Annotated in this window: 20 protein-coding genes; all 20 read left to right on the forward strand. The window is 51.2% G+C overall.

Annotation, left to right across the window (positions count from 1 at the left end):
- Positions 1–37 precede the first annotated feature (37 nt).
- The 20 genes from rfbF (at position 38) to H8K04_05295 (ending at position 22,610) form a co-directional block, all read left to right on the forward strand.
- Complete coding sequence (gene rfbF, locus H8K04_05200) at positions 38–811, forward strand: glucose-1-phosphate cytidylyltransferase (protein UVT16952.1); 774 nt, start codon at positions 38–40, stop codon at positions 809–811.
- Positions 812–1,015: 204 nt separating this feature from the next.
- The gene (locus H8K04_05205; GenBank protein UVT16953.1) at positions 1,016–2,068 is read left to right on the forward strand and encodes an SDR family oxidoreductase; all 1,053 of its coding nucleotides are present in this window, start codon (positions 1,016–1,018) and stop codon (positions 2,066–2,068) included.
- A gap of 78 nt (positions 2,069–2,146) precedes the next feature.
- Positions 2,147–3,382, forward strand: coding sequence for a methyltransferase domain-containing protein (locus tag H8K04_05210; protein UVT16954.1), 1,236 nt, complete (start codon positions 2,147–2,149; stop codon positions 3,380–3,382).
- Entirely contained in the window at positions 3,379–3,921 is a 543-nt protein-coding gene (rfbC, locus tag H8K04_05215) for a dTDP-4-dehydrorhamnose 3,5-epimerase (GenBank protein ID UVT16955.1), read from the forward strand. Before H8K04_05210 ends, rfbC begins: the two co-directional genes overlap by 4 nt.
- A gap of 57 nt (positions 3,922–3,978) precedes the next feature.
- Positions 3,979–5,256: a DUF4910 domain-containing protein gene (locus H8K04_05220; GenBank protein UVT17873.1), complete on the forward strand. Its 1,278-nt coding sequence runs from the start codon at positions 3,979–3,981 to the stop codon at positions 5,254–5,256.
- 12 nt (positions 5,257–5,268) lie between these two features.
- The gene (locus H8K04_05225) at positions 5,269–6,201 is read left to right on the forward strand and encodes a phytanoyl-CoA dioxygenase family protein (GenBank protein UVT16956.1); all 933 of its coding nucleotides are present in this window, start codon (positions 5,269–5,271) and stop codon (positions 6,199–6,201) included.
- Positions 6,202–6,256: 55 nt separating this feature from the next.
- Positions 6,257–7,066: a dTDP-glucose pyrophosphorylase gene (locus tag H8K04_05230; protein ID UVT16957.1), complete on the forward strand. Its 810-nt coding sequence runs from the start codon at positions 6,257–6,259 to the stop codon at positions 7,064–7,066.
- A gap of 17 nt (positions 7,067–7,083) precedes the next feature.
- Positions 7,084–8,007, forward strand: coding sequence for an aminotransferase class IV (locus tag H8K04_05235; GenBank protein UVT16958.1), 924 nt, complete (start codon positions 7,084–7,086; stop codon positions 8,005–8,007).
- 148 nt (positions 8,008–8,155) lie between these two features.
- Positions 8,156–8,902, forward strand: coding sequence for a polysaccharide biosynthesis/export family protein (locus H8K04_05240; GenBank protein UVT16959.1), 747 nt, complete (start codon positions 8,156–8,158; stop codon positions 8,900–8,902).
- A 138-nt stretch (positions 8,903–9,040) separates the two neighbouring features.
- Complete coding sequence (locus tag H8K04_05245; protein UVT16960.1) at positions 9,041–9,574, forward strand: polysaccharide biosynthesis/export family protein; 534 nt, start codon at positions 9,041–9,043, stop codon at positions 9,572–9,574.
- 147 nt (positions 9,575–9,721) lie between these two features.
- Entirely contained in the window at positions 9,722–10,996 is a 1,275-nt protein-coding gene (locus H8K04_05250) for an outer membrane beta-barrel protein (GenBank protein ID UVT16961.1), read from the forward strand.
- Between the two features lie 14 nt (positions 10,997–11,010).
- The gene (locus tag H8K04_05255; GenBank protein ID UVT16962.1) at positions 11,011–11,871 is read left to right on the forward strand and encodes an ABC transporter permease; all 861 of its coding nucleotides are present in this window, start codon (positions 11,011–11,013) and stop codon (positions 11,869–11,871) included.
- Between the two features lie 109 nt (positions 11,872–11,980).
- Positions 11,981–13,264, forward strand: coding sequence for an ABC transporter ATP-binding protein (locus H8K04_05260; protein UVT16963.1), 1,284 nt, complete (start codon positions 11,981–11,983; stop codon positions 13,262–13,264).
- A 455-nt stretch (positions 13,265–13,719) separates the two neighbouring features.
- A complete protein-coding gene (locus tag H8K04_05265; protein UVT17874.1) occupies positions 13,720–14,712 on the forward strand; it encodes a glycosyltransferase family 2 protein in 993 nt (330 codons plus the stop codon).
- A gap of 199 nt (positions 14,713–14,911) precedes the next feature.
- On the forward strand, positions 14,912–16,120 hold the full coding sequence (locus H8K04_05270) for a hypothetical protein (protein ID UVT16964.1): 1,209 nt from the start codon (positions 14,912–14,914) through the stop codon (positions 16,118–16,120).
- Positions 16,121–16,267: 147 nt separating this feature from the next.
- Positions 16,268–17,239: a hypothetical protein gene (locus H8K04_05275; protein UVT16965.1), complete on the forward strand. Its 972-nt coding sequence runs from the start codon at positions 16,268–16,270 to the stop codon at positions 17,237–17,239.
- A gap of 54 nt (positions 17,240–17,293) precedes the next feature.
- Positions 17,294–18,847 carry a hypothetical protein gene (locus H8K04_05280; protein UVT16966.1) on the forward strand — a complete coding sequence of 518 codons (1,554 nt, stop codon included), beginning with the start codon at positions 17,294–17,296 and terminating at the stop codon, positions 18,845–18,847.
- Positions 18,831–20,000: a hypothetical protein gene (locus tag H8K04_05285; protein ID UVT16967.1), complete on the forward strand. Its 1,170-nt coding sequence runs from the start codon at positions 18,831–18,833 to the stop codon at positions 19,998–20,000. Before H8K04_05280 ends, H8K04_05285 begins: the two co-directional genes overlap by 17 nt.
- A gap of 76 nt (positions 20,001–20,076) precedes the next feature.
- Entirely contained in the window at positions 20,077–21,456 is a 1,380-nt protein-coding gene (locus H8K04_05290; protein UVT16968.1) for a glycosyltransferase, read from the forward strand.
- Between the two features lie 29 nt (positions 21,457–21,485).
- Positions 21,486–22,610, forward strand: a complete 1,125-nt coding sequence (locus tag H8K04_05295) for a glycosyltransferase family 4 protein (protein UVT16969.1) — start codon at positions 21,486–21,488, stop codon at positions 22,608–22,610.
- Positions 22,611–22,621: the final 11 nt, after the last annotated feature.

Below are 22,621 nucleotides of genomic sequence, written 5' to 3' on the forward strand. Positions count from 1 at the left end.
TCCAGACGCCAAAAGCATTGCATAGGAGGAAATGAGCATGAAGGCGGTCATTCTAGCCGGAGGATTAGGGACCCGACTTTCTGAAGAGACCACCTTGCGACCAAAACCTATGGTCGAAATCGGAGGGAAGCCGATCCTCTGGCACATCATGAAGATTTATGCATCCCACGGCATAAAGGAATTTATCATTGCCCTAGGATACAAGGGAGAAATGATTAAGGAGTACTTTCTTAACTTCTATGCCTTCAATAAAGATATTTCAGTCGATCTTGGAAGCGGGAAGACAACGATTCATGACGGGAAGCAACATGAGGATTGGAAGGTCCACCTTGTCGAAACCGGTCTACATACCCAGACGGGTGGTCGGCTCAAACAGTTAAAGAAATGGATCGGCAACGACGAAACATTTCTGTTCACATACGGAGATGGAGTTTCAGATGTCGATATTCAAGCCACTATCAAGTTCCACAAGTCGCATGGGAAGCTCGCCACAGTGACGTCGGTCTTGCCGCCAGCCAGGTTCGGAAGGCTCGTGTTTGATCAAGATCACATCGTCGACTTCAGGGAAAAGCCGCATGGGGATGAAGGCTGGATTAACGGAGGTTTCTATGTGTTGGATCGCAAGGCCATAGACTACGTCAAAGGCGACGAAACCGTGTGGGAAAGAGAGCCAATCGAACAACTCACGGAAGATCGTCAACTGATAGGCTATCGGCACGACCGGTTCTGGTCCTGTATGGATACTTTGCGTGAAAAGAATTATTTGGAGGAACTCTGGCAGTCATCCAAGGCGCCGTGGAAAGTATGGTAAAAACATCAATGGTCTGAAGATCATCCTATAATTGTTTCTCCACTACACTGTTGGAAAGGGTGTGAACTTCCTGGCCTACCTTGCAGTAAATCGCATCGGGAAGTGAGAAATTGGAGTAGTGCATGCGGGGAGCGCAACCGGTTGTTCTTGAGGGAAACCGTTAGTGAGTAAAGAAGATCCAAGCGGAAATTGAGGGAGTATGACATGAAGATCTTGGTTACCGGCAACATGGGCTATGTAGGACCATTAGTGCTCCGACGTTTACGAGAATCCCATCCTCAGGCAACGCTCATCGGTTACGACATGGGCTACTTTGCTCATTGTTTAACGGGTGCGACGCGATTGCCAGAAAGTCGAGCCGATGTGCAATACTTCGGAGATATCCGACAGGTGCCAGAGAAGATTCTGGAAGGAGTTGATTGCATTGTACATCTCTGCGCAATCTCAAATGATCCAATGGGTGCCACTTTTGAGGAAGTGACTCTCGATATCAACTATCGAGCGAGCATCGACCTTGCTCGTAAGGCAAAGCAAGCCGGCGCTAGAAAATTCGTGTTTGCATCGAGTTGCAGTGTGTATGGCTTTGCCGAGGGAGGACCTCGTCGGGAAGAAGACCCTATCAATCCGCTTACGGCCTATGCAAAATCGAAGGTCAATACTGAACGAGATCTGGCGTCACTTGCATCGGAGACCTTCACCGCAACCTGCCTCAGGTTCGCTACGGCCTGCGGCATGAGTGATCGGCTGCGTTTGGATCTTGTCTTAAATGACTTTGTGGCTGGTGCGCTGGTAGCTAAACGAATCAATATCCTGAGTGATGGAACCCCATGGCGTCCCTTGATTCACGTCAAAGATATGGCGAGAGCAATCGATTGGGCTATTCAGCGAGATCATCGAGATGGCGGGGCCTTTCTAACGATCAACGTGGGAAGCGACGCATGGAATTATCAAGTGAAAGATTTGGCGACAGCTGTGGCGAATCTCGTGCCGAATGTGGAGATCTCAATTAACAAAGATGCACAGCCGGATAAACGTTCATATCGCGTGAATTTCGATAAGTTTTCCAAGTTAGCGCAAGGATTTCTTCCTATGGTAGATCTTCAAACTGCCGTGAGAGATCTTCGCGATGGACTCATGGCCATGAAATTTCATGATCCTGAGTTCCGGACAGGTGAGTTGATACGATTGATCACTTTAAAGCGACTGCGTGAGAGTCAACACCTGACAGACCAGCTTGAGTGGAAGGAGCGAATGTAGTAGTTGAGGGGGCGCCGGTCATCGCGCAGGGCGACGGGCACATTCCATCGATTTTCGTGAAGGGAAGGAGATCTGGGCATGGGGCAATCAGAGTGTCGGTCATGCCGTAGGGCGCTTGAGCACACGTTCATCGATCTGGGCATGTCCCCGTTGGCCAACTCCTACCTTAAAGCAGAGCAACTAAATCGTGTGGAACCCTTTTATCCATTGCATGTTTATGTTTGCGAGGAATGTTTATTGGTGCAGCTGGAGCAGTTTTCAACTCCGCATGACATTTTTTCGGATTATGCCTACTTTTCCTCATTTTCGGATTCGTGGTTAGCCCATGCCCGAGCCTATGTCGACATGATCGTCGATCGATTCAGATTGGACCATAGCTCTCGAGTAGTGGAGATCGCCAGTAACGACGGGTACCTTCTGCAAAACTTCATAGCACGAGGTATTCCTGTGCTTGGAATCGAGCCCGCGAAGAATGTGGCCGAAGCGGCTACGAAAAAGGGAGTGAATACCAAAGTTGCATTCTTCGGGGAAAAGACTGCGCTGGAATTGACCGCGCAAGGATGGGATGCTGACCTAATTATTGGGAACAATGTGCTGGCACATGTACCTGATTTGAACGATTTCGTGAAGGGACTTAAAGTGCTTTTGAAGCCCACGGGTCTTATCACGATGGAATTCCCTCACTTGCTTCAGCTGATGCATCAGAATCAATTTGACACGATCTATCACGAACACTTTTCCTATTTTTCATTCCTGGCGGTTGAGCGAGTGTTCGCGCACCATAAGTTGAGGCTGTTCGATGTGGAAGAACTGCCCACACACGGTGGATCACTCCGAATCTATGCTTGTCACGATGACGACGTCAGCAAGCCCGTTGAAACACGTGCAAAGGAGCTAAGAAAGCACGAAGAAGTCGCCGGATTTGGCGGCCTGAATCATTATCTTTCGTTCGGCCCGCAAGTCGAGTCGACAAAGAGACAACTGCTCTCTTTCCTAATTTCCGCCAAGCAAGAAGGCAAACGTATCGTAGGCTATGGAGCTCCGGCAAAAGGGAATACACTGCTTAACTATTGCGGCGTTCGAACAGACTTTATTGACTACACTGTTGACCGAAGTCCACACAAGCAAGGCCATTTTCTGCCAGGAATCCATATCCCGATTTATGAGCCGGAACGAGTTCGCCAGACACGCCCCGATTATCTATTGATACTTCCCTGGAATATCCGTGAAGAAGTTATGAACCAGATGAGCTATATTCGCGAGTGGGGAGGGAAGTTCGTCGTCCCGATTCCTGAAGTTCGTATATATTCATGATTTTCACGGAAACCGTCCTCAAGGGCGCATTCATAATTGACCCTGAGCCAATATCAGATGAACGGGGAATATTCGCGAGGACTTGGTGTCAAAAAGAGTTCGAAGTACATGGACTAGTCGTTACATGGGTGCAGTCGAGCATCTCGGGCAATATCAGCAAGGGAACCATGCGGGGGATGCACTACCAGGCATCCCCGAATGAGGAGGTGAAGCTGGTTCGCTGTACCGCAGGATCAATCTATGATGTCATCATCGACTTGCGCCCAACATCACCCACATATGGTCGACATGTAGGCATAACCCTGACAGCAGACAACCGTCGAGCCGTATACATCCCGAAGCAATTTGCTCACGGGTTTCTCACGCTTGAAGCTAATAGCGAGGTGTCGTATCACATGTCGGAGTTCTATGCACCTACAAGTGCTCGGGGATTTCGATGGGATGACCCCGCGTTCAAGATTGCGTGGCCGGAACCCATCTTGGTTATGTCGGAGAAGGATCGAACTTGGCCAGCATTCGTAAGGAACGGCTCGTTGTAACCAATGACTCCAGCCTACCAGCAGAAGATAGCAAGAGCCGACGATTTGGGCAAAGAGATGCACAATTTCATGGCGGAACTCTACCCGATCTGCAGGAGTATCACCGGAGAAGGGGTCCGAGAGACTCTCAGAGTTCTCCAAAAGCATATACCCCTTGAGATGCATGAAGTTCCCAGCGGAACAAAGGTGTTTGACTGGACGGTTCCTCTTGAGTGGAATGTGTCCGATGCGTACATTATGAGTCGAAGCGGGTCACGCTTGGTCGATTACAAAGTTAGCAATTTGCATTTGATGAGTTACAGCGTACCAGTTCGGAAAAAGATGCGATTGGCAGAGTTGAGGCCGCACTTGTTCTCTTTGCCCGATCATCCCGAGTGGATTCCGTACCGTACCTCCTACTACACGGAGAATTGGGGATTTTGTCTGAGTGAGAAGCAATTGTCGGGGATGCAGGAGGACGAGGACTACGATGTGATCATCGATTCCAGCCTTCAGTCGGGTTCACTGACCTATGGCGAAACCTATCTATCCGGTGAGACCTCGGACGAGATTCTCATCTCGTGTCATGTATGTCATCCGTCCCTGTGCAATGACAATCTCTCAGGTATAGCCGTAGCAGTAATGCTGGCGCAGGCTGTAGCCGCCCGGTCAAGGCGATATTCATACCGCTTTGTCTTTATCCCAGGAACGATTGGGTCTATCACTTGGTTAGCGAGGAACGAACAGCATGTATCGCGCATTAAACATGGGCTGGTCTTGACCGGCGTCGGCGACGCGGGGAATGTCACATACAAGAAAAGTCGACAGGGCAATGCGGAAATTGACCGCGCAATGGCGCATGTGCTGAAGTGCTCGGAGAAGACCTACTCCATTGTCGACTTTTCACCTTACGGATATGATGAGAGGCAATATTGTTCTCCGGGGTTTGATCTGCCCGTTGGGTGCTTCATGCGTACACCGCATGGCGAATATCCGGAGTATCATTCGTCCGCGGATAATCTCGATTTTGTGAAGGCTGAGTCTCTGATCCGGTCGTATGACCGATGTCTGGAGACATTTGAGTTGTTGGAAGGAAATCGCACATATGTGAGTCAGAATCCGAAGTGCGAACCACAATTGGGACGGCGAGGGCTCTATCGTGCCGTTGCAGGTCAACAAGAGAAACAGTTCAAGGAATTAGCGCTCCTGTGGGTTTTGAACCTATCCGATGGGCGCCATGCCTTGCTTGATATCGCGGAACGCGCCGATCTTCCGTTCCGCAGAATTCAAGTCGCCGCCGAGGCGCTCGCGGAAGCCGGACTATTGAAGGAATGTCGGAGGCCGGGAAACACTTAATGGAGAAGCATCATGAATACTGTTTATTATGACCCTCCATTTTCGGACGAACGGCGCCGCCAAGAGTTATATCAAGGCCAGCTCTTTGTGTATTCTCCAAAGAAGAGTACTCTCGCGTTTATCGAGTTCGCCAAGAAGTTGATCGAGGAGGCCTTCGCTCCTTATGACCCTGAGACGGCTCAACTCCATCTTTCCGTTGAACAGTACGCCGACATCCTCGTGAAGCTGAAGCCAAACTTCATCCATCATCCTGAATCGAAAGCGCTGATGCGCAACATTTTTGAGGAGATGGGTTGCGATCCGGAAAAAACGTATTTTGACGTTCCGAAGATGCGAAGTTCCACCAGCGATAAGTATTTAACGACGGGCATTGCCTATGCGTGGCATCCTCATCGAGATACATGGTATTCCGCACCCCCGTGTCAGATAAATTGGTGGATTCCGATCTATGATATTCAGTCGAACAATGCCATGGCTTTCCATCCGCAGTATTGGAATGTTCCAGTGAAGAATAGCTCCAAGGGGTACAATTATTATTTGTGGAATCAGCAAAATCGCGGATCGCATGTCGCAAAGTTTTTGAAAGAAGATCCCAGGCCGTTGCCCAAATCGATCGAACCGCTTGCGCTCGATCCCCAGATTCGTCTGATCATGCCGGCTGGGGGTATCATTCTGTTTTCTGGTGCGCAGATGCATTCAAGCGTGCCCAATACTTCCGGCAAGACTCGTTTCAGCATCGATTTTCGTGTAGTGAATCTCGATGATGTAGCCGGAAAGATCGGCGCTCCTCGGACTGATGAAGCATGCAGCGGAACGACAATGAGAGATTATCTTCGAGTCACTGATCTGGCGCATATTCCCGATGAGCTGGTGGCGCTTTACGACGACGAAACAGTCGGCGAAGGGAAGCTTGTGTATTCAGCAGAGGAGAAGGGAGAGCGCTGATGCCGTCTCGCATCCGGTTCACATGAAGCCTCGGGACGCGCAAAGAGAGGGTATCGTGGCGGTTGTCCCGGCGGCAGGCCATTCCCGGCGGTTGGCGCCGCTCCCGTGCAGTAAGGAATTGCTTCTCGTTGGAATCGATAAAGATCGAGACGGAACGGAAAGGAGCCCGAAGGTAGCCAGCCACTATCTCTTGGAATGTTTCCGCGAAGCGGGCATCCAGAAAAGCTATATCATCATTCGTAAGGGCAAATGGGATATTCCGGCATACTGGGGTGACGGGCAAAAGCTCGATATGGATCTTGCTTATGTTGTGATCGAAGGCTCCAGTGGCCCGCCGGACACTGTCGACCGGGCATACTCCTTCATCAAGGACAAGGTAGTCGCCTTCGGTTTCCCGGATATTCTGTTCCGACCGAGCGATGTGTTTATTAAACTACTCGAACATTTGAATCGTCGAGCAGCTGATGTTGTGTTAGCGCTTTTCCCGGCTCATGACTCCAAGTCGATGGACATGATCGACATTGATGCGTCTCTTCGCGTCCGAGCCATTCACCTAAAGCCGGGCGTAACTCGTTTGAGATATGCCTGGCTCTGTGCCGTGTGGACGCCCGCATTTACAGAGTTCTTGCATCAATTTCTGCGGCGAGTCAGAAAGGCGCAGGATAGCGAACTGATTGGGAATCGGAGAATCGATCCGCAGGGTGACATTCCGGTCGGCGCAGTGCTGCGTGCAGCGGTAAAGGCCAAACTCAGAGTGGAGGGGGTGCCATTTCCGACAGGGCGGTATCTCGATATCGGTACGCCTCAAGCGCTTTCTGTAGCTCAACGGTTCGTTCACGATTTCCGGACACCGCATCCAGCATAATTCTAGAGGAGGAACACGTGGCACAACTGCAAAGGCCTGCATTCGCATACATGAACGGGAAGCTTGTTCCCTGGGATCAAGCAACGCTTCACATCGGATGCGAGGCGGTCACGCGTGGGCGAAATGTATTTGAAGGACTCAAGGGATATTGGCAGCCGGATGGACAGTTCAAGATCATTATGATGCGGCAGCATTATGAGCGCCTCAAGCGGTCCGCTCGTCTGCTCCATATCCCATGTGCATACAGCTTCGAAGAATATCGTGGGGCCGTTGATCAGCTGATCGGGGCATTGGTCACGAACGATCGCGATATGTGGGTGCGCACCACTTTGTTTGTAACGGAAGGTCATTGGGGAGAAGATACGGTTGCGGACCTCGTCCTCACCGCTTATCATCAGGATAAAGTGGCTCCCCGTCCGATCCGAATCGGAGTGAGCACCTGGCGTCGAAGCAGCGATACTGCGCTGCCGGCTCGAATAAAGACAGGGAGCAATTACCAAGTATCCCTGTTGGCGCGTCTTGAAGGAAAGTCGAGAGATTATGAGGATATGGTGTTACTCAATCAGTCCGGACGTGTTGCTGAGGCGACAGCTTCGTGCATCCTCATGGTAAGAAATGACACGATCGTGACTCCGCCCGCCACTGAGGGAGCTCTCGAAAGCATCACGCTCGATATGGTGGAGGCACTTGCTCAATCGCTGGGAGTGAAATTTAGCCGCCGCCCCATCGATCGAACAGAATTGCTGGTGGCTGATGAACTCGCTGTTTGCGGCACCCTTCACGAAGTCACATTAGTGACCACGATTGACGACTACAAGTTGTCCGAGAAGTCCCCGATCCTTGGCGCGATTCAACGGCGATATCTGGACGCTGTTCGCGGGATCGACCCGCATCCTGTGGTCGAGTTTACCGCGCTTCCTTCGGTGAAGACCGGACGGTAGCACCTGAGCCGACAGTGAAGCGTATCGGTCGAGACCTTTGTGGTGTATCAGGAAGCGCAAAATTGGCGCAATGTTGAATCGAAATGGAAAGTTGAGTAGTGTCATGGTGACGACGACTGAGGGGCTTCAACCAAAGAAGGAGCCGATTATGAAGTGCACCCGCTGTATCACAATGACCCTGCTCTTTCTTGGACTCAGCGCAGGATCAGGGCTGAGTGAAACTCGAAACATCCCTCCGGTAACGTCGGGAAAGCAGGGTCCGGACACGGCATTGTCCCTTCTTCCCGCGAACCAAGGTGAAAAAGTAGCAGCGCAGGTCAGTAAAGAAGCGGGAGCAGCGGCACCGCTGTTGGAGAAGCTCTCGAACGCGGTCAGTAGTGAATATATTATCGGTGCCGAAGATGTCCTGGATATCACCGTGTGGAGGAACCCAGATTTATCCAGGCAAGTGCAAGTACGCCCTGACGGCAGGATTTCCATGCCGATTATTCGTGACGTGGTCGCCGTCGGGAAAACGCCCACGCAATTGGCTGAGGAAATGACGAACAAGCTGAAAGAATATGTTCAGAACCCGGTTGTGGCTGTGACTCTGAAAGAGGTCAATAGTTCCAATATTTTCCTACTTGGTGAAGTAGCTCATCCTGGGCGATATCCGCTGAAAAGCAAAACCACGCTTCTACAAGGGATTACGATTGCAGGTGGATTCAAAGAGACGGCGGCAAGAAATCAGATCGTCATTTTTCGATTTACCGAAACCGCCCCAGGTATGAGAAGATTCACGGCAAGCTATGATGATATTGTGCTCCGCAGCGGCATCAGCGACAACTTCGAGCTCAAGCCTGGTGATACACTCGTGGTTCCAAGTGAGTCAATGGTAGTCTTCCCAGGCCGATAGAGACTGCCGGAAAGGAATTCCGTGGACAACTGCACGCCATTGATTTGCATATCCAGACGGGTACAGTTAGTCGTGCGTATTCTCTCAATTGGGATAGCGTTGTGTTTCGTTGTTGTCCAAGCCGGTTGCCTGGGCCCGGTGACGTCGAGAGAATACAAGGCATCCGATGTTCCGACCGAATTTCTTCTCGGCTCCGAAGATCAAATAGAGATCAATGTGTGGAAGAACCCCGATCTGTCCAGGGTTACCTTAATACGTCCGGACGGATACGTGTCGATGCCTATTATTGGAGACGTTCAAGCGGCAGGTCTCACCGCGGAGGCGCTCGCTGCGCAGATCACCGACCGGCTTAAAGGGTATATTCAGAATCCCTCAGTCTCGGTGAACGTCAAAGAACTCAACAGCTATTCTGTATTTGTCTTGGGCGAGGTCGCGAAGCCTGGGAAATACCAGCTCAAGTCGTATGTGACCGTGCTCCAGGCGATTTCTATGGCTGGAGGCTTCACAAACTATGCGAGTAAGAATAGGCTGCAAGTTGTGCGGGTGATCGAGAGCCCCGGTCATAAGCGCCAAGAGATCCACATCCCTCTTCGGTACGATGATCTCGTGAGCGGTCGTGGTGAGCCCGGCAACATTGTATTGGCCTCAGGCGACACGCTGGTCGTGCCGTAAGGAGCATTCTATCGGTCGTCTGATCCCAGGGGATGGCTGCGGCTCTTCAGCGATCTAGTTACTGAGTAAGAGGGTTGGATGGGGTAGTGCCTTATGCGCCATATACCGCCCTGTGTGTAGTCACCCCGATTAACTAAAGGAATATCCGTGATTCTAGTACGATGTTATAGGTATGCCGAGAGAAGCGGAACGGTCAGAGGCGCACTTGCGCTCATACTGATCCTGGGCTATAGCGCGTTGCAGATTGCAGAAGTTCATGCGGAGACGACGATCGTTCCATCCGCGAGTGTGGCGGGGCGATATGACACTAATATATTCAACCGACCGGCACTGATCTTACCCGCGGGCACAAAGCTTGAAGACTTTGTGACGACTGTCGGTGGAGCGGCACAGATACTGCACGACACTCGGGATATCGAAGCGAAGATCAAAATTGGCGGGGACTTCAATACGTATGTGGAAAACACAAACCTAAATTTTTTCAACGCGACACTGAACGGGTACGTCAGTTTGGATCGATGGGTTGATCAGTACGTCAGAGGAGCCAAGTTGCGTGTAATCGAAAACTTCAGATATACGCCTGAATCTCCCGGCTTTGTGACCGGAGTGAGGCAGATCGTGCCCCAAGACCCGACGTTCTTTCAGGGCGTACAGGGATTCCGGGCGAATACGTTTATCAATACAACATCGGTGAACGGTTCATATCCCGTGTCGAGAGACCTTGCTGTGGAGGGGGGGTATACGTTCGCCCTTCGAAGGGTGGGTACTATAGCTGGTGGAGACACACCCGGAGTGAGTTTCTTCGACACGAATAGCCACACGTGGTACGGAGGACCGCGATATCGACTGACCAGAAACGACAGTATTGCGGCCGTATATAGGCAAAGTTACATACTGCAGTCGCGATCCGACGGTGGGAGGTCATTTAGTACCACTTTGGTGACGTTGGCAGGTGACTACACCAAGGAGTTCCAGGAGTGGAACGTTACTGTCGAGGGAGGAGTCACCTTTGTCGAGCCGGCCGGCCGCAGCCTTCCGTCCGGGTCCATCACAGTTACGACCCAGCCTGAGCGAGACACGGTTCTCAATGTGACGCTTTCACGGGAAGCCCGGCCATCGATCTTCCTACAGGGTGGTGCGGTTATCAGCAACCTTGCTCGGGCAGGAATTAGTCACAGGATATATGAACGGCTGACTCTCGATGGGTCGGCGGCCTACGGCTTCAGTCAATTCTTCCCCGATACCTCCAATTCGACGTTTCAGAACTTCACCGGATCAGCCGGGCTCAGCTACAAAGTGACCAGAAATATCACGGGAGATATTTCCTATAGATTTACAAATATTAAAAGTGATGGAAGCGCAGTCGAGTACCAATTCTCTCGCCACGTGTTTGGTTTTTTTCTGACGGCTGAATGGAAGTAGGATTCGGGAGTAACATGGAATCGCACGCTCAGGCTAAAGCATTGGTGAGTCAGTCAAGGCGGAAGCTGATAATCGAAAAGAAAAGCGGGCTGTTTGATATCGATTGGTCTGAACTTTGGGAATATCGGGAGTTGTTATATACGCTCGTTGAACGGGAAATTAAAATCCGTTACAAGCAGACGGCGATCGGTGCGAGTTGGGTCCTTCTGCAGCCATTGATCACGATGGTGATCTTTACCGCGATATTCGGGCGGATGGCTAAGATGCCGTCGGACGGCGTGTGGTATCCTGCGTTCACACTAACCGCTCTCCTTCCGTGGACCTACTTTTCGCAAGCTATTACGCGCTCAGGACAGAGTCTTGTGAGTAGCGCCAATTTGGTCACGAAAGTCTATTTCCCGCGGATGCTGCTCCCTCTTTCGATGATTATCTCGCCACTGATCGATTTTGCCTTGTCGCTTGTCTTGTTATTTGGTCTGCTTGTGTATGCCGGTATTCCGCTCACGTGGAAAGTGCTCACATTACCTCTCTTCATCCTTGTTGCGATGCTCACAGCCGCTGGAGTTGGGCTGATTCTGTCCACCGCTAATGTGAAATATAGAGATGTGGGGCATGCCATCCCGTTCTTGATTCAGATATGGATGTTTCTATCCCCGATTGTGTATCCGGTCAGTCTTGTGCCTGAGCGGTGGAGATTACTCTATGGTCTCAACCCGATGGCCGGAGTTATCGAAGGGTTTCGTTGGGCTCTATTAGGTAAATCCGCTCCTGACCCAGTAGTCTTAGGGGCAAGCATCGTCGTCTTTCTTGGCGTCCTGATTGGAGGCCTGGCATATTTCAGAAAGATGGAACGAGACTTCGCCGATGTCATTTGACCCAGATCACGGAACAGTGTAGCCGCTCCGTTGTCAGCGCTCCGAGTCGCGTTGTTCTTCGATCATTTCAACCAGGTCGTGAACGCAAACCCGGTGGAGAAGATTCAATATGAGTGAGATCGCTGTCCGGGTCGAGAATCTCTCGAAAATGTACAGAATCGGAGCTCGGAAACAACGGTACGTGACGTTGCGTGAACGGATCGAGGCTCGGGTCAGTTCCCTGTTTAGTCGCCAGGATCCGGCAGGGGATGTCTCCAATATCATGTGGGCGTTGAATGATGTGTCATTCGGTGTCAAACAGGGTGAGGTGGTGGGAATCATCGGCCGAAACGGCGCCGGAAAAAGCACGCTCCTCAAGTTGCTCTCACGGATCACAGCACCGACTCACGGAAGGATCGAGATCAATGGACAGGTGTCCTCTCTCCTGGAGGTCGGGACCGGCTTCAGCGCGGAACTGACCGGACGAGAAAATGTGTACCTGAATGGAACCATTCTCGGGATGAAGCGCGCAGAGGTGACCAAAAGGTTCGATGAAATCGTGGCGTTTGCGGGGGTGGAACAATTTATCGATACTCCCGTCAAGCGCTATTCGAGCGGGATGTATTTGCGGCTGGCCTTTGCGGTCGCCGCGCATTTACAGCCGGAGATTCTGATCGTCGATGAGGTGCTGGCGGTAGGTGACGCCGACTTCCAGAAGAAGTGCCTGGGGAAAATGGAAGGAGTAGCCGATCAGGGGAGGACCATCTTTTTTGTCAGTCATAACATGCAAGCCATTGCTCGGCTTTGCAAGAGAGTGATCTATCTGGAGGATGGGAAACTTCGTCTTGATGGCTCTCCACACGACGTGGTCAAGACCTATCTGCACTCAGGGCTTGGCACCATGGCCATACGAGAATGGCCGGACCCGGTCAAGGCGCCCAAAACTGAGGTCGCTAGGTTGTGCGCTGTGCGAGTCCGGACCGATGATGGTCAGTACACCGATAACATTGATATTCGAAGACCGGTTGGAATCGAGATCGAGTACGAAGTGTTGAAGCCTGGTTGTAAGTTTAGGGCAGCCATTGATGTCTATAATGATGAAGGAGTGTTAATATTTATAGCGCTCGAGCAAGATCCTGCATGGAGAAAACGGGTTCGGCCACCGGGACGTTACCAAAGCATTGCCTGGATCCCAGGAAACTATCTTGCCGAAGGGACAATGATCGTCAATGTAGCACTCGATAGGGTAGATCCTTACGAAGTGTTATTCAAAGTGCGCCAGGCGGTGGCGTTTCATATTACTGACACAACCGATGGCGACTCTGCACGGGGTGATTATGCCGGGTCGTTAGCCGGGGTGGTAAGGCCATTACTCAATTGGAGCACGGTCGTGAAGTCCGAAGACGGTAAATAAAGGCCGCGGTTTAGACGATCCGGTAGGCCGAGATTTGGCTTGATAGCGAGACGAGGCGACCCCGAGGTTGAGAAACCTGCAAACTCGGATGTCGGACGTAGTCTCCTATGGTCTGCTGCACGAACGTCCGTCAGCGCATTCCGTAAGAAGATCGAGCGCAATCTCCGCTAGCAAGCTGTTGAAAAACTATTTTGTCGCTCGGTAGCCTTCGATTTCTCGAGGGACACAAACCGAATCAGAATAGTCTGCAGGGTATTCAAGAGAGCCTGTCCAACAAAGACGCAGCGAGCGAAGGGACAGAGATATACTCAGTGCCATAGGTTGAACTACCGAGCGGCGTGAGAGCGAAGTTGGAGGACTTCTGTATCATGCTGCTAGGATGATCGATCATCGTACGATTTGTTAGACTGATACTCAGAATGCTCTATCTTACCCTGTGATTCATGAGGGACATGATGTTGAAGAGCCAAGATCCTCAGCCACTCGTCAGTGTGCTCACGCCAGTTTATAACGGTGAGGAATATCTAGCTGAATGTATCGAAAGCGTGTTGGCACAAACCTACCGCAATTGGGAATACGTGATTGTGAACAACCGCAGCACCGATCGAACCCTGGTGATTGCCGAGCAGTATGCGGAGAAGGACAAGAGAATCCGCATTCATAACAATTCCGAGTTCGTGGGCTGTGACCAGAATGGAAATATTGCCTTCAGGCAAATTGCCCCCGAGAGTAAGTACTGCAAGATGGTTCATGCGGATGACTGGCTGTTTGCCGAGTGTATCGAGCAAATGGTTGAACTTGCCGAGGCACATCCAACAGTCGCCATTGTGGGTGCCTACGGACTCCGGAATGAATGGGTCTCCTGGGATGGGATTCCGCACGGAACAACCGTCATGACTGGTCGAGAGATTTGTCGGAATACTTTTCTAGGAGGCCCATATGTGTTTGGGTCACCAACATCGACGTTGATTTGTTGCGACGAGGTGAGAAAGCGCCCTGTATTTTATAACGAAGCCAACCGGCATTGTGACGTTGAGATCTGTTTCGATATTCTGAGGGACCGCGATTTCGGATTTGTGCATCAGGTGTTAACTTTTACTCGGGAACATATTCAAGCGGAAAGCACGTTCTCCAAACGATTTGGAACCGATTATATCGCAACGCTTGAACATCTGACCAAGTACGGACGCAATTACTTGAGTGACGAGGAGCTTGATCAATGTTTCAGGATCAGGTGGAAGAAGTATTACGAATTTCTCGGAGGCAAGCTGTTGCACGGTGTCGACTCAGGATTTTGGCAATTTCAGCGAAATGAATTGGGCAGGTTGGGCTATCAATTAAATTATGGAGAAGTTGCTAAGCCAGTGGTAACCGAACTGATCGATCTCGTTCTGAACCCACTTAAGACCTACAGAAGAGTTGCTGCGAAGCTAAGTCGAAAAAATTAATCAAAAGGGTATCACAACTTTCAGATGGATATCTAACAAAGGAAAATAGTGGAGATAGGCCGCTTGTCAGTCGGTGTTCACTGGAAATCATTCGCGCCATTTTACACAAAGAAAAGAGTTGTCCGGAGTGAAAACTTAGTCTGCACCACGAACGTAGGCTCATTCAACATGATGGCCTTTCTTAGGTTAGATACTTCTTGTGGGCAAATATAAGACGCTTGCAATCAATTTTGGCATTGTAGTCGTGGTGCTAGGCCTCATCGCTTGTGTGTTCGAAGCTGTGCTGAAGCTCACGAAATTCAATGTGCCGGCGAACACCAGGTTTGTGACAGGAAAGGGGATGACCTACATCCCCCATGCCTATTATCGTCACACAAAAGAGGGATTCTCGGAGGGGTACTTTAACTCTCATGGCTTCCGTGATTATGAACGGACCATCAATAAACCAGTTGGGGTGTTTAGAATCCTGGTGCTCGGTGATTCTTATACAGAGGCATTACAAGTAAAGCTGGAAGAATCATTCACAGCGCTACTGGAGAAGGCTCTCAATGAGCAGGCGTCGGCGACAAGATTCGAGGTTCTTGCACTCGGTCAATCAGGATTTGGAACAGCAGACGAATATTTGCGATACTTAAACTTCGGTTTACACTATGATCCTGATCTTGTCATCGTGGCGTTTTTCACGGGAAACGATTTTCGCAATAATTCGAGATTCCTGAATCGGGAAACTGTTGGCTTTTATTATCAGTTTGATGAGAAGCGTGAACTCGCATTGGACCGTTCGTTAGTCGACTCATATGAGGAAAGTCTCACTCCTCCTAAGCGAGTGCTCAATGAGCTAATTGCCAAGTCCCATCTATTGAGCCTGATCTCAGAACGAATCTATCTCCTCAAGCGTCAACTCCTGCAGGCCGGCGCGGCAGATGTCAATAGAGGTAGTGGCGGAGACAATAGGGCCAAGAAACTGGACTTGTTCTCGGATCTGAATATTTATCAGTCTGATCCAACTCAGCAGTGGAAAGAAGCAATCGAGATTACTGAGGGAGTCATTCTAAAATTTAGGGAAACTGTTGAATCAAATGGAAGCCGCTTTCTACTGCTTGGACTCTCCAATGCCGAGCAAGTCCATCCGCAGATGGGTGAAGAGCTGAAGAATAAATACGAGGTTGAGTTGGATTATGAGCAGCCGGACAGAATGCTTGAGGAATTCGCGAAAGCGAAGGGGGTCATGTTTCTGAAGCTGATGCCGGCCTTTCGAGATCACCATACAAGAACGGGCCAATACCTACACGGGTTCGGGTCAAGTCATGGGGGGCACTGGAATCAGGCCGGCCACCGTCTGGCTGCCGAGCTGTTACTCCAGTTTCTCAAGGATCAACATTTAGTTCCATTGAAGAGGACTGTGTAAAGATTTTGGTTCGTTATTCGGACTTAACGTGCTGTGACGTGGAGGAAAGTATTTTGCGAGTAATGTGTGTCATGTCCTCTCCAGGTGGCATGCAGGTTTGTGACCTTTGACGGGAGTCGGTCCTGTAAATATGGAGCCAAATTTGTTGTGGTCACTGATGCTGGAAACTCAGTGTTGGAAGAAGATGTATTGGAATCAAGGGCTCTGATGAAGATCTACTCCTGCCTTGCAAATATTGTCCGCGATACTTGGGGCTACGTGGTCTTTGACAATTTACGAGATCTAAAGCGGCGTCTCCTGCGGCGCTCTGATGGTGAGCAGCTTCTGTTGGAGCGATATGTTCGAGTGCATGGTAGGCACTTGAATTTGACAAATCCGCTAACGTTTACTGAGAAGCTGTTTTGCAGAATGCTTTCGCTGAATCGAAAACCGATTCCGCGTTTTACTCAGGTGTCGGATAAGTTTTCAGCGCGAGCGTATGTGGCGAGCAAGATAGGGGAAGAGTATTTGGTCAAACTCCTCTGGCATGGAGAAACTCCGGGGATGATCCCGTTCGACAGCTTGCCTGAAGAATACGTGATTAAGACCAACCACGGGAGTGCGCAGGTGATCGTGGTCAAGGGAGCTCCCGATCGAAGGGATATCATCGACAAATTGGCTGTCTGGTTGAATAGGAATTACTATTGGTCCGCGCGGGAAGGCCAGTACTACGATATCAAGCCGAGGATCATGATTGAGGAATATCTCAAATTTCAGGACGGGAGCGGACCCCTCGACTACAGATTCTGGTGCTTTGGAGGTCAACCTGAGGTGATCCAGGTTGACAATCATGCGCACGATATCAACCCGTTCTTCGACGCTCAATGGAACCAACTGGACCTTTATTACAGAGAGCAGGCCGCTCGACCTTCTGTCCAAAAACCAAAGAACTTCGAGCAAATGCTTGAGCTGGCATCAAAGCTCTCCGCAGGGTTTGATTTTGTGCGCATTGATCTATACAACATAGAAGGGAAAATATACTTTGGGGAATTTACGCTGACCCCGACCGGCGGTCTATTGAAGCTGCGACCTGAAATCTGGGACGATAAGTTAGGTGAAAAATGGATCATGGAAGCATAGGGCTGCTCATCGTTTTCTTTGACGGTACTGCTACAACTAGTTCCCGGAAGAAATATGGAACTGAAAGCCATTGCCAAACCTTCCTTGCCGAAGCTCGCTTGGCTGTCGGACGTTGATCGTACCAATGGAAGCGTCACTCTCCTGCATGGCCCCTGTGTGGAGGTTCGTGCGAACTACTTCATAGAAGGAGTTTGGAACGGTCCGTTTCAGGATGGGGATTTCGGAGAAACGGATTGTGTGTTCGGAACGGGTGGAATTCTCGATGCGGAATCCGTTCGATTCGTCCCAAGCGCGTCAACGGTCGATTCCTTGTACTATAAGGAGTCGGGCTCTCGCGTCATCGTGTCCAATTCTCTGCCGCTCCTGCTGGGATATATTGAAGACTCCCTCGACCCTCGCTATCTGGAATACCCGCAGATCTGTGATTCGATCATGCTCGGCATCAACCACTATCGTCGGGAGATTCCGACAAAAAATGGTACGGTCCGGCGTCAACTGTACTGGAATCTAAATGTCTCTCGAGAAAGGGTCTGGGAGTCTGAAAAGAGGATGCCTCCCAGGTTCCCGCGTTTCGAGGATTACCGTGAGTATCTCCAGCATAACTACGCCCTCATGGCGGCGAATGCGCGAGACTCAACTCGTAGTGAACCGTTGGAGATCTTGTCGACTCAGTCCACTGGATACGATACCACGGCGGTGAACGCGCTTGCCTGCGCGTATGGGATTGAAAAAAGTTTCACCGTCACGAAAGCCAAGAGCGTAGGTTCTCTTGCCCATCAGGCCGAAGGTGAGGACCCGGATGATGATGGGAGCGTGATCTGTAGTTTGCTCGGCCTGCCATGCATTCCCATCAATCGACGGGCATTCGCCGAGGAATTCGACGAAGAGCATCTGTATTACCGTGCGCTCCATCACAACCAGGATGCAAACCTCTTGGAGATCGGCAAGCACATCCGACGGGTGAGCGTGCTCCTGACAGGAAACGGCGGCGCAATATGGTACCCCAAAGCATCCAGAGCTGAGTTGCTTGGAGAAGAGCTACCCGGCTCCGAGCTTAACTCAACGGATTCTGGGGGGTTGGGCATGGCTGAATGGCGATTGGTTGTCGGCTTTATCCAGCTTCCCTTGCCCCATGTAGGAGCCAGACGAAAGCGCGATATCCTCGATATTACCGAATCCTCGGAGCTGGACCGGTGGCGATTGGGGAGGGCCTATGATCGGCCTATTGCCAGGCGAATTGCCGAAGAGGCCGGGGTTCCCAGACAACTCTTTGGCCAAGAGAAAAAAGGGTCGGTAGTTATTTTCCCTTCGCCCGCGATCCCGCATGGGAAAGCCCTGCGGGATGAGTTTTTTCAGTATCTGGCGGACAAGAAGATCATGGCAAAGTCCATGACATGCCTGTGGCCGTTCGTTCGCTGGGTCAACTCGATTCTCATGATGAGATCGCAGCGACGCTACCCAGCCGTGTATTTTGTGGAACGTGTCATTTCAAAGCTTATCGGACGGCATTTTCGTTTCAAGCGAATGTGGTCCAACCTTAATGGCGCACTGTATTGTTTTTGTGTGAATAGAGCGGCAAAGGCATACGCTGATGATCATCATCTGTGAGATCACATTTGACCGAGGAGCCCACGTTCCGTTCAATGCGGGGTTGTTGGCCACGATCCGGGCGGCGTTTCCAAAGGAAGATCTGGCCTTCTATGGAGCTGCGACGCATATAGAACAGCTAAAGGCGCAAGTAGGGCCGGCAGCCGCGGGTTCGATCCTTTGGAAACACATCGTACCCATCCCGCCGGGGGCTAGCTATGGCGAACGATTACCCCGTGAGTTGAACGTCATTCGGCAGCTGTTTAGAGAGCTTCCTCAGGACTCGACCTCTCGCCTGATCTTGACGTCAGCGTTTCCGTCAACCGTACTGGCGATGAAAGTCGCTCGATGGTTCCAATCGGGGAATCCCGCGGTGCAGCTAGTGCTCCACGGGATGAGTGGAGTTATTGGTAAGCGGCGCAAGCATCCGCTGTACAGGTTTCAAGATATGAATACGGCGCTGACCCTGTTAGGAAACAACGGCATCCAATACCTTGTTCTGGAAGAATCCATACGGGACTACGCTGTGACGAGCCTTCCGCAGCTAAAAGGAAGGATTGAAGCGTTTGAGCATCCCATTTCTCCCAACGAAGGAGCATCAGAAGTCGTAGCGCTCACCGACCCTATCCGCTTTGGATTTCTTGGGACCGCGCTGAAAAGCAAAGGTTATTCGTTATTCGTGGAGGTCGCCAATACGATCACGGCGAAATTTGGGCGGCGCGCGGAGTTTCACGTGATTGGACGATGCCCGGACGAAAGCAGAAGTGTAAAGGGAACGGATGCGCTCACCACCCAACCGGCTTCCGCACAGCTGACTCGAGAGGAGTTCATTCGGGGAGTCGCACCGCTTCACTTTATCGTTTTGCCCTATGAGGCGGCAAACTATACCCTTTCGGCCAGCGGTGTTCTCCTTGACGCGATTGCATGGCAGAAGCCCGTCATTGCCAGAGGGATCCCTCCGGTCAGGGCCATGTTTCAAAAATATGGTGAGATCGGTCACCTCTTCGATCAGGACTCGGAGCTATCTGCTATTATTGAGCAGATCCTGCACACATCTGATACATCGCGCTACCGTCGGCAGGTGCTTAAACTTTGGGATGTGCGTAAGGCCAGGAATCCGGAAACATTGGCGGCGGCCTATCGAGAGTTGTGCGTAAGAAGCGAGGATAACTAGCAGCAGGCAAATTCAGCGCGCCTGTTTTCACATTTCTACGTTGAGCATATCTCACGGTGCCTTGACACGAATCCCCATGGATCGCAAATCAGTCGTTATGATTGCCTATTATTTCCCCCCCGAAGGGAACGCAGCCGTCTACCGTCCTCTGCGCTTTCTGAAAGAGCTGGTGAAGAAAGGGTGGCATGCGACAGTGATCTGCTGTGAACCTTATCACCACGAACGATACGATCCGCCGCTCCTCGAGCAGGTGCCGCCAGGCTCGCAGATTGTTCGTGTGAAGGGCCGCGATCCTTGGCGCGCTTTGCAAACCTGGCGTGGAGTGCGGCTCGAGACCAAACTAGCTCGGTCATCTGCCGAAGAAGCTCGGCAGGTCGTGGCAAAGCACTATTTGTCTTGGCGTTCAAGGCTGCGTGAGTTAGTCAGGACAGTAGAAGCCAGCGTATATCGTCCAGATCTTGCTATGCCATGGATAAGACCAACCACGAGAAAAACAATGGCGATCTGCCTGCAAGATCGGCCGGACGTGATTTGGGCCACGATTGGACCGCTCTCGGCCGGTGTGGTTGCCTATCGCACGTCGATGGCGACAGGTATTCCCTATGTGTTGGATTTTCGGGATCCTTGGGGTCTGGAGTACTACCCGCGTGAGGCCAGGCGTCCCGCTTGGGCGAAGAGGCAAGACAATCGCATGATCTCCCAACTGTTTGAGAAGGCTCAAGCGGTGGTTTTCATGTTTGAATCCGTCGCACAATCCTACTTACAGGCATTCCCGGCATTGGACAAAGCAAAGATTCATATCATTCCAAATGGGTTTGAAGGCGAGGTAGCGCCATTTGCCCATGCACCGGGCGATCGTTGCAGGGTACTTTATGCTGGTACCCTAAAGAGTTATCGCTACGATACTTTGCTTGAAGGTCTCGTTCAGCTCAAACAGAAAGATCCAAGGAGTACCACTCGATTACAGCTCCGGTTTGTTGGCGAGGGCGTGCCGGAACTATTGGAGCGAGTCACGGAACTCGGGCTTCGTGATTTGGTTGAGATTCTTCCTCCCACTTCAAGTGCTGAGATTCGGCGGCTCCAGCAGGAGGCCCATGCTCTCTTGGTATTGGGCCGAAACCAGGATAGAAAAGGGCATGAACTCGTCGCTGGGGCAAAATTATTCGGCTATCTTCAAGCAGGACGACCGATTATCGGGATTGTACCGCATGACGAAACGCGCCGTATTTTGAGTCAAGTCGGAAACCTTCTGATAGCGGACGCAGAGGCTCCAGGGGAGGTCTGTGCCATTTTCGAGAAAGTTCTCGACGCCTGGTCGAACAGGACACTTGAGAGTCTCGTTCCGAATCGTGCAGCCTGCGAGGCGTACTCGTCTCGTCAGCAAATTTCAGATCTGATTGTCGCATTAAATGAAGCATCTCCCGAGAAGCTGGTCATGATAGGAGCACCTTCCTAATCGCTTTATTTGCAGTACGAGGTTGGATAATGAAAGTTGTGTACGTAAATGACATCGTGTACGGATATGCGATCGGAGATCCGGCTGCGAGAGGTGGTGCTGAGCGGTACGGATGGCATCTCATGCGAGCGCTGGCGCATGCGGGCTGGTCGGTCACGGTAGGGGTATATTCTTTGCCGGAAGGGACGGTACGAGTAATCGATGAAGTAAAATTTCTCGGTCTCAGCCGCCGAACTCATTTTCTCTTGGATTGGTATACGTTCCTGAAGAATGAGCGGCCGGATTGGTGTTTCTGGCAATGTGCCGATCATCTCTGGGGACCGGCTGCGGAGATCGCCCAATGGCTTCAAGTTCGAACGATTTTTTCAACGATGCATGACCGAGACGTGCAGCCGAGGATAGCGTTGAAGTTTAGAAAGTATTGGTGGCCTCTCTATGTATGGGGACTCCGACGTTCCAATCTCATTTTTGTCCAACATCAGGATCAGCGTGATCAATTGGCGGCGCCGTTGCGGAATAGAGCATTTCCGCTTCCCGGAATTGTGCCGCTTCCTGGTGCCGTCAAGCCTCATTTCGAGCGAAAGGAAGCCGTGCTCTGGGTCGCTGTCATCAGACCGGTGAAACGCCCGGATCGCCTGATCGAAATTGCGCGTCGACTACCCATGATCCGCTTCATCGTCTGCGGTGCGCCATCCTTTGATTTATGGGATGCGAAGGAAATTGAAAGCATCCTCGCACAATTACGCTCTCTGCCGAATGTGGACTTTCGTGGCCATGTAGATCCAGATGAGACCTTAAATGCAATAAGTGATGCGAGTCTACTTCTTTCGACATCTGATGGAGAAGGATTTCCTAGTGTCTTCTTAGAAGCATGGGCGGCGGGAACACCGGTCGTAAGTGTGCAGATCGATCCCGATGGCAAGATTCGAAACTCCAAACTGGGAGAGATGGGCGATACGCTGGAGGGAACGATCGAAGCGGTACGCTCCCTCATGGCATCATCCGAGCAACGCCAAGAGATGGGACTGAGAGCTCGGCGTCATGTTGAAGAAGTCCATAGCCCATCTTCGGCGGTTCGAGCGTTTGAAGCCGCTGTTGCAGCTATGTCCACTCGGCGGCTACCGAGTAACATAAACGCCAAGATAACAAGATAAATGGAACTGTA

Source organism: Nitrospira sp. (assembly GCA_024760525.1).
Classification (GTDB): Bacteria; Nitrospirota; Nitrospiria; order Nitrospirales; family Nitrospiraceae; genus Nitrospira_D.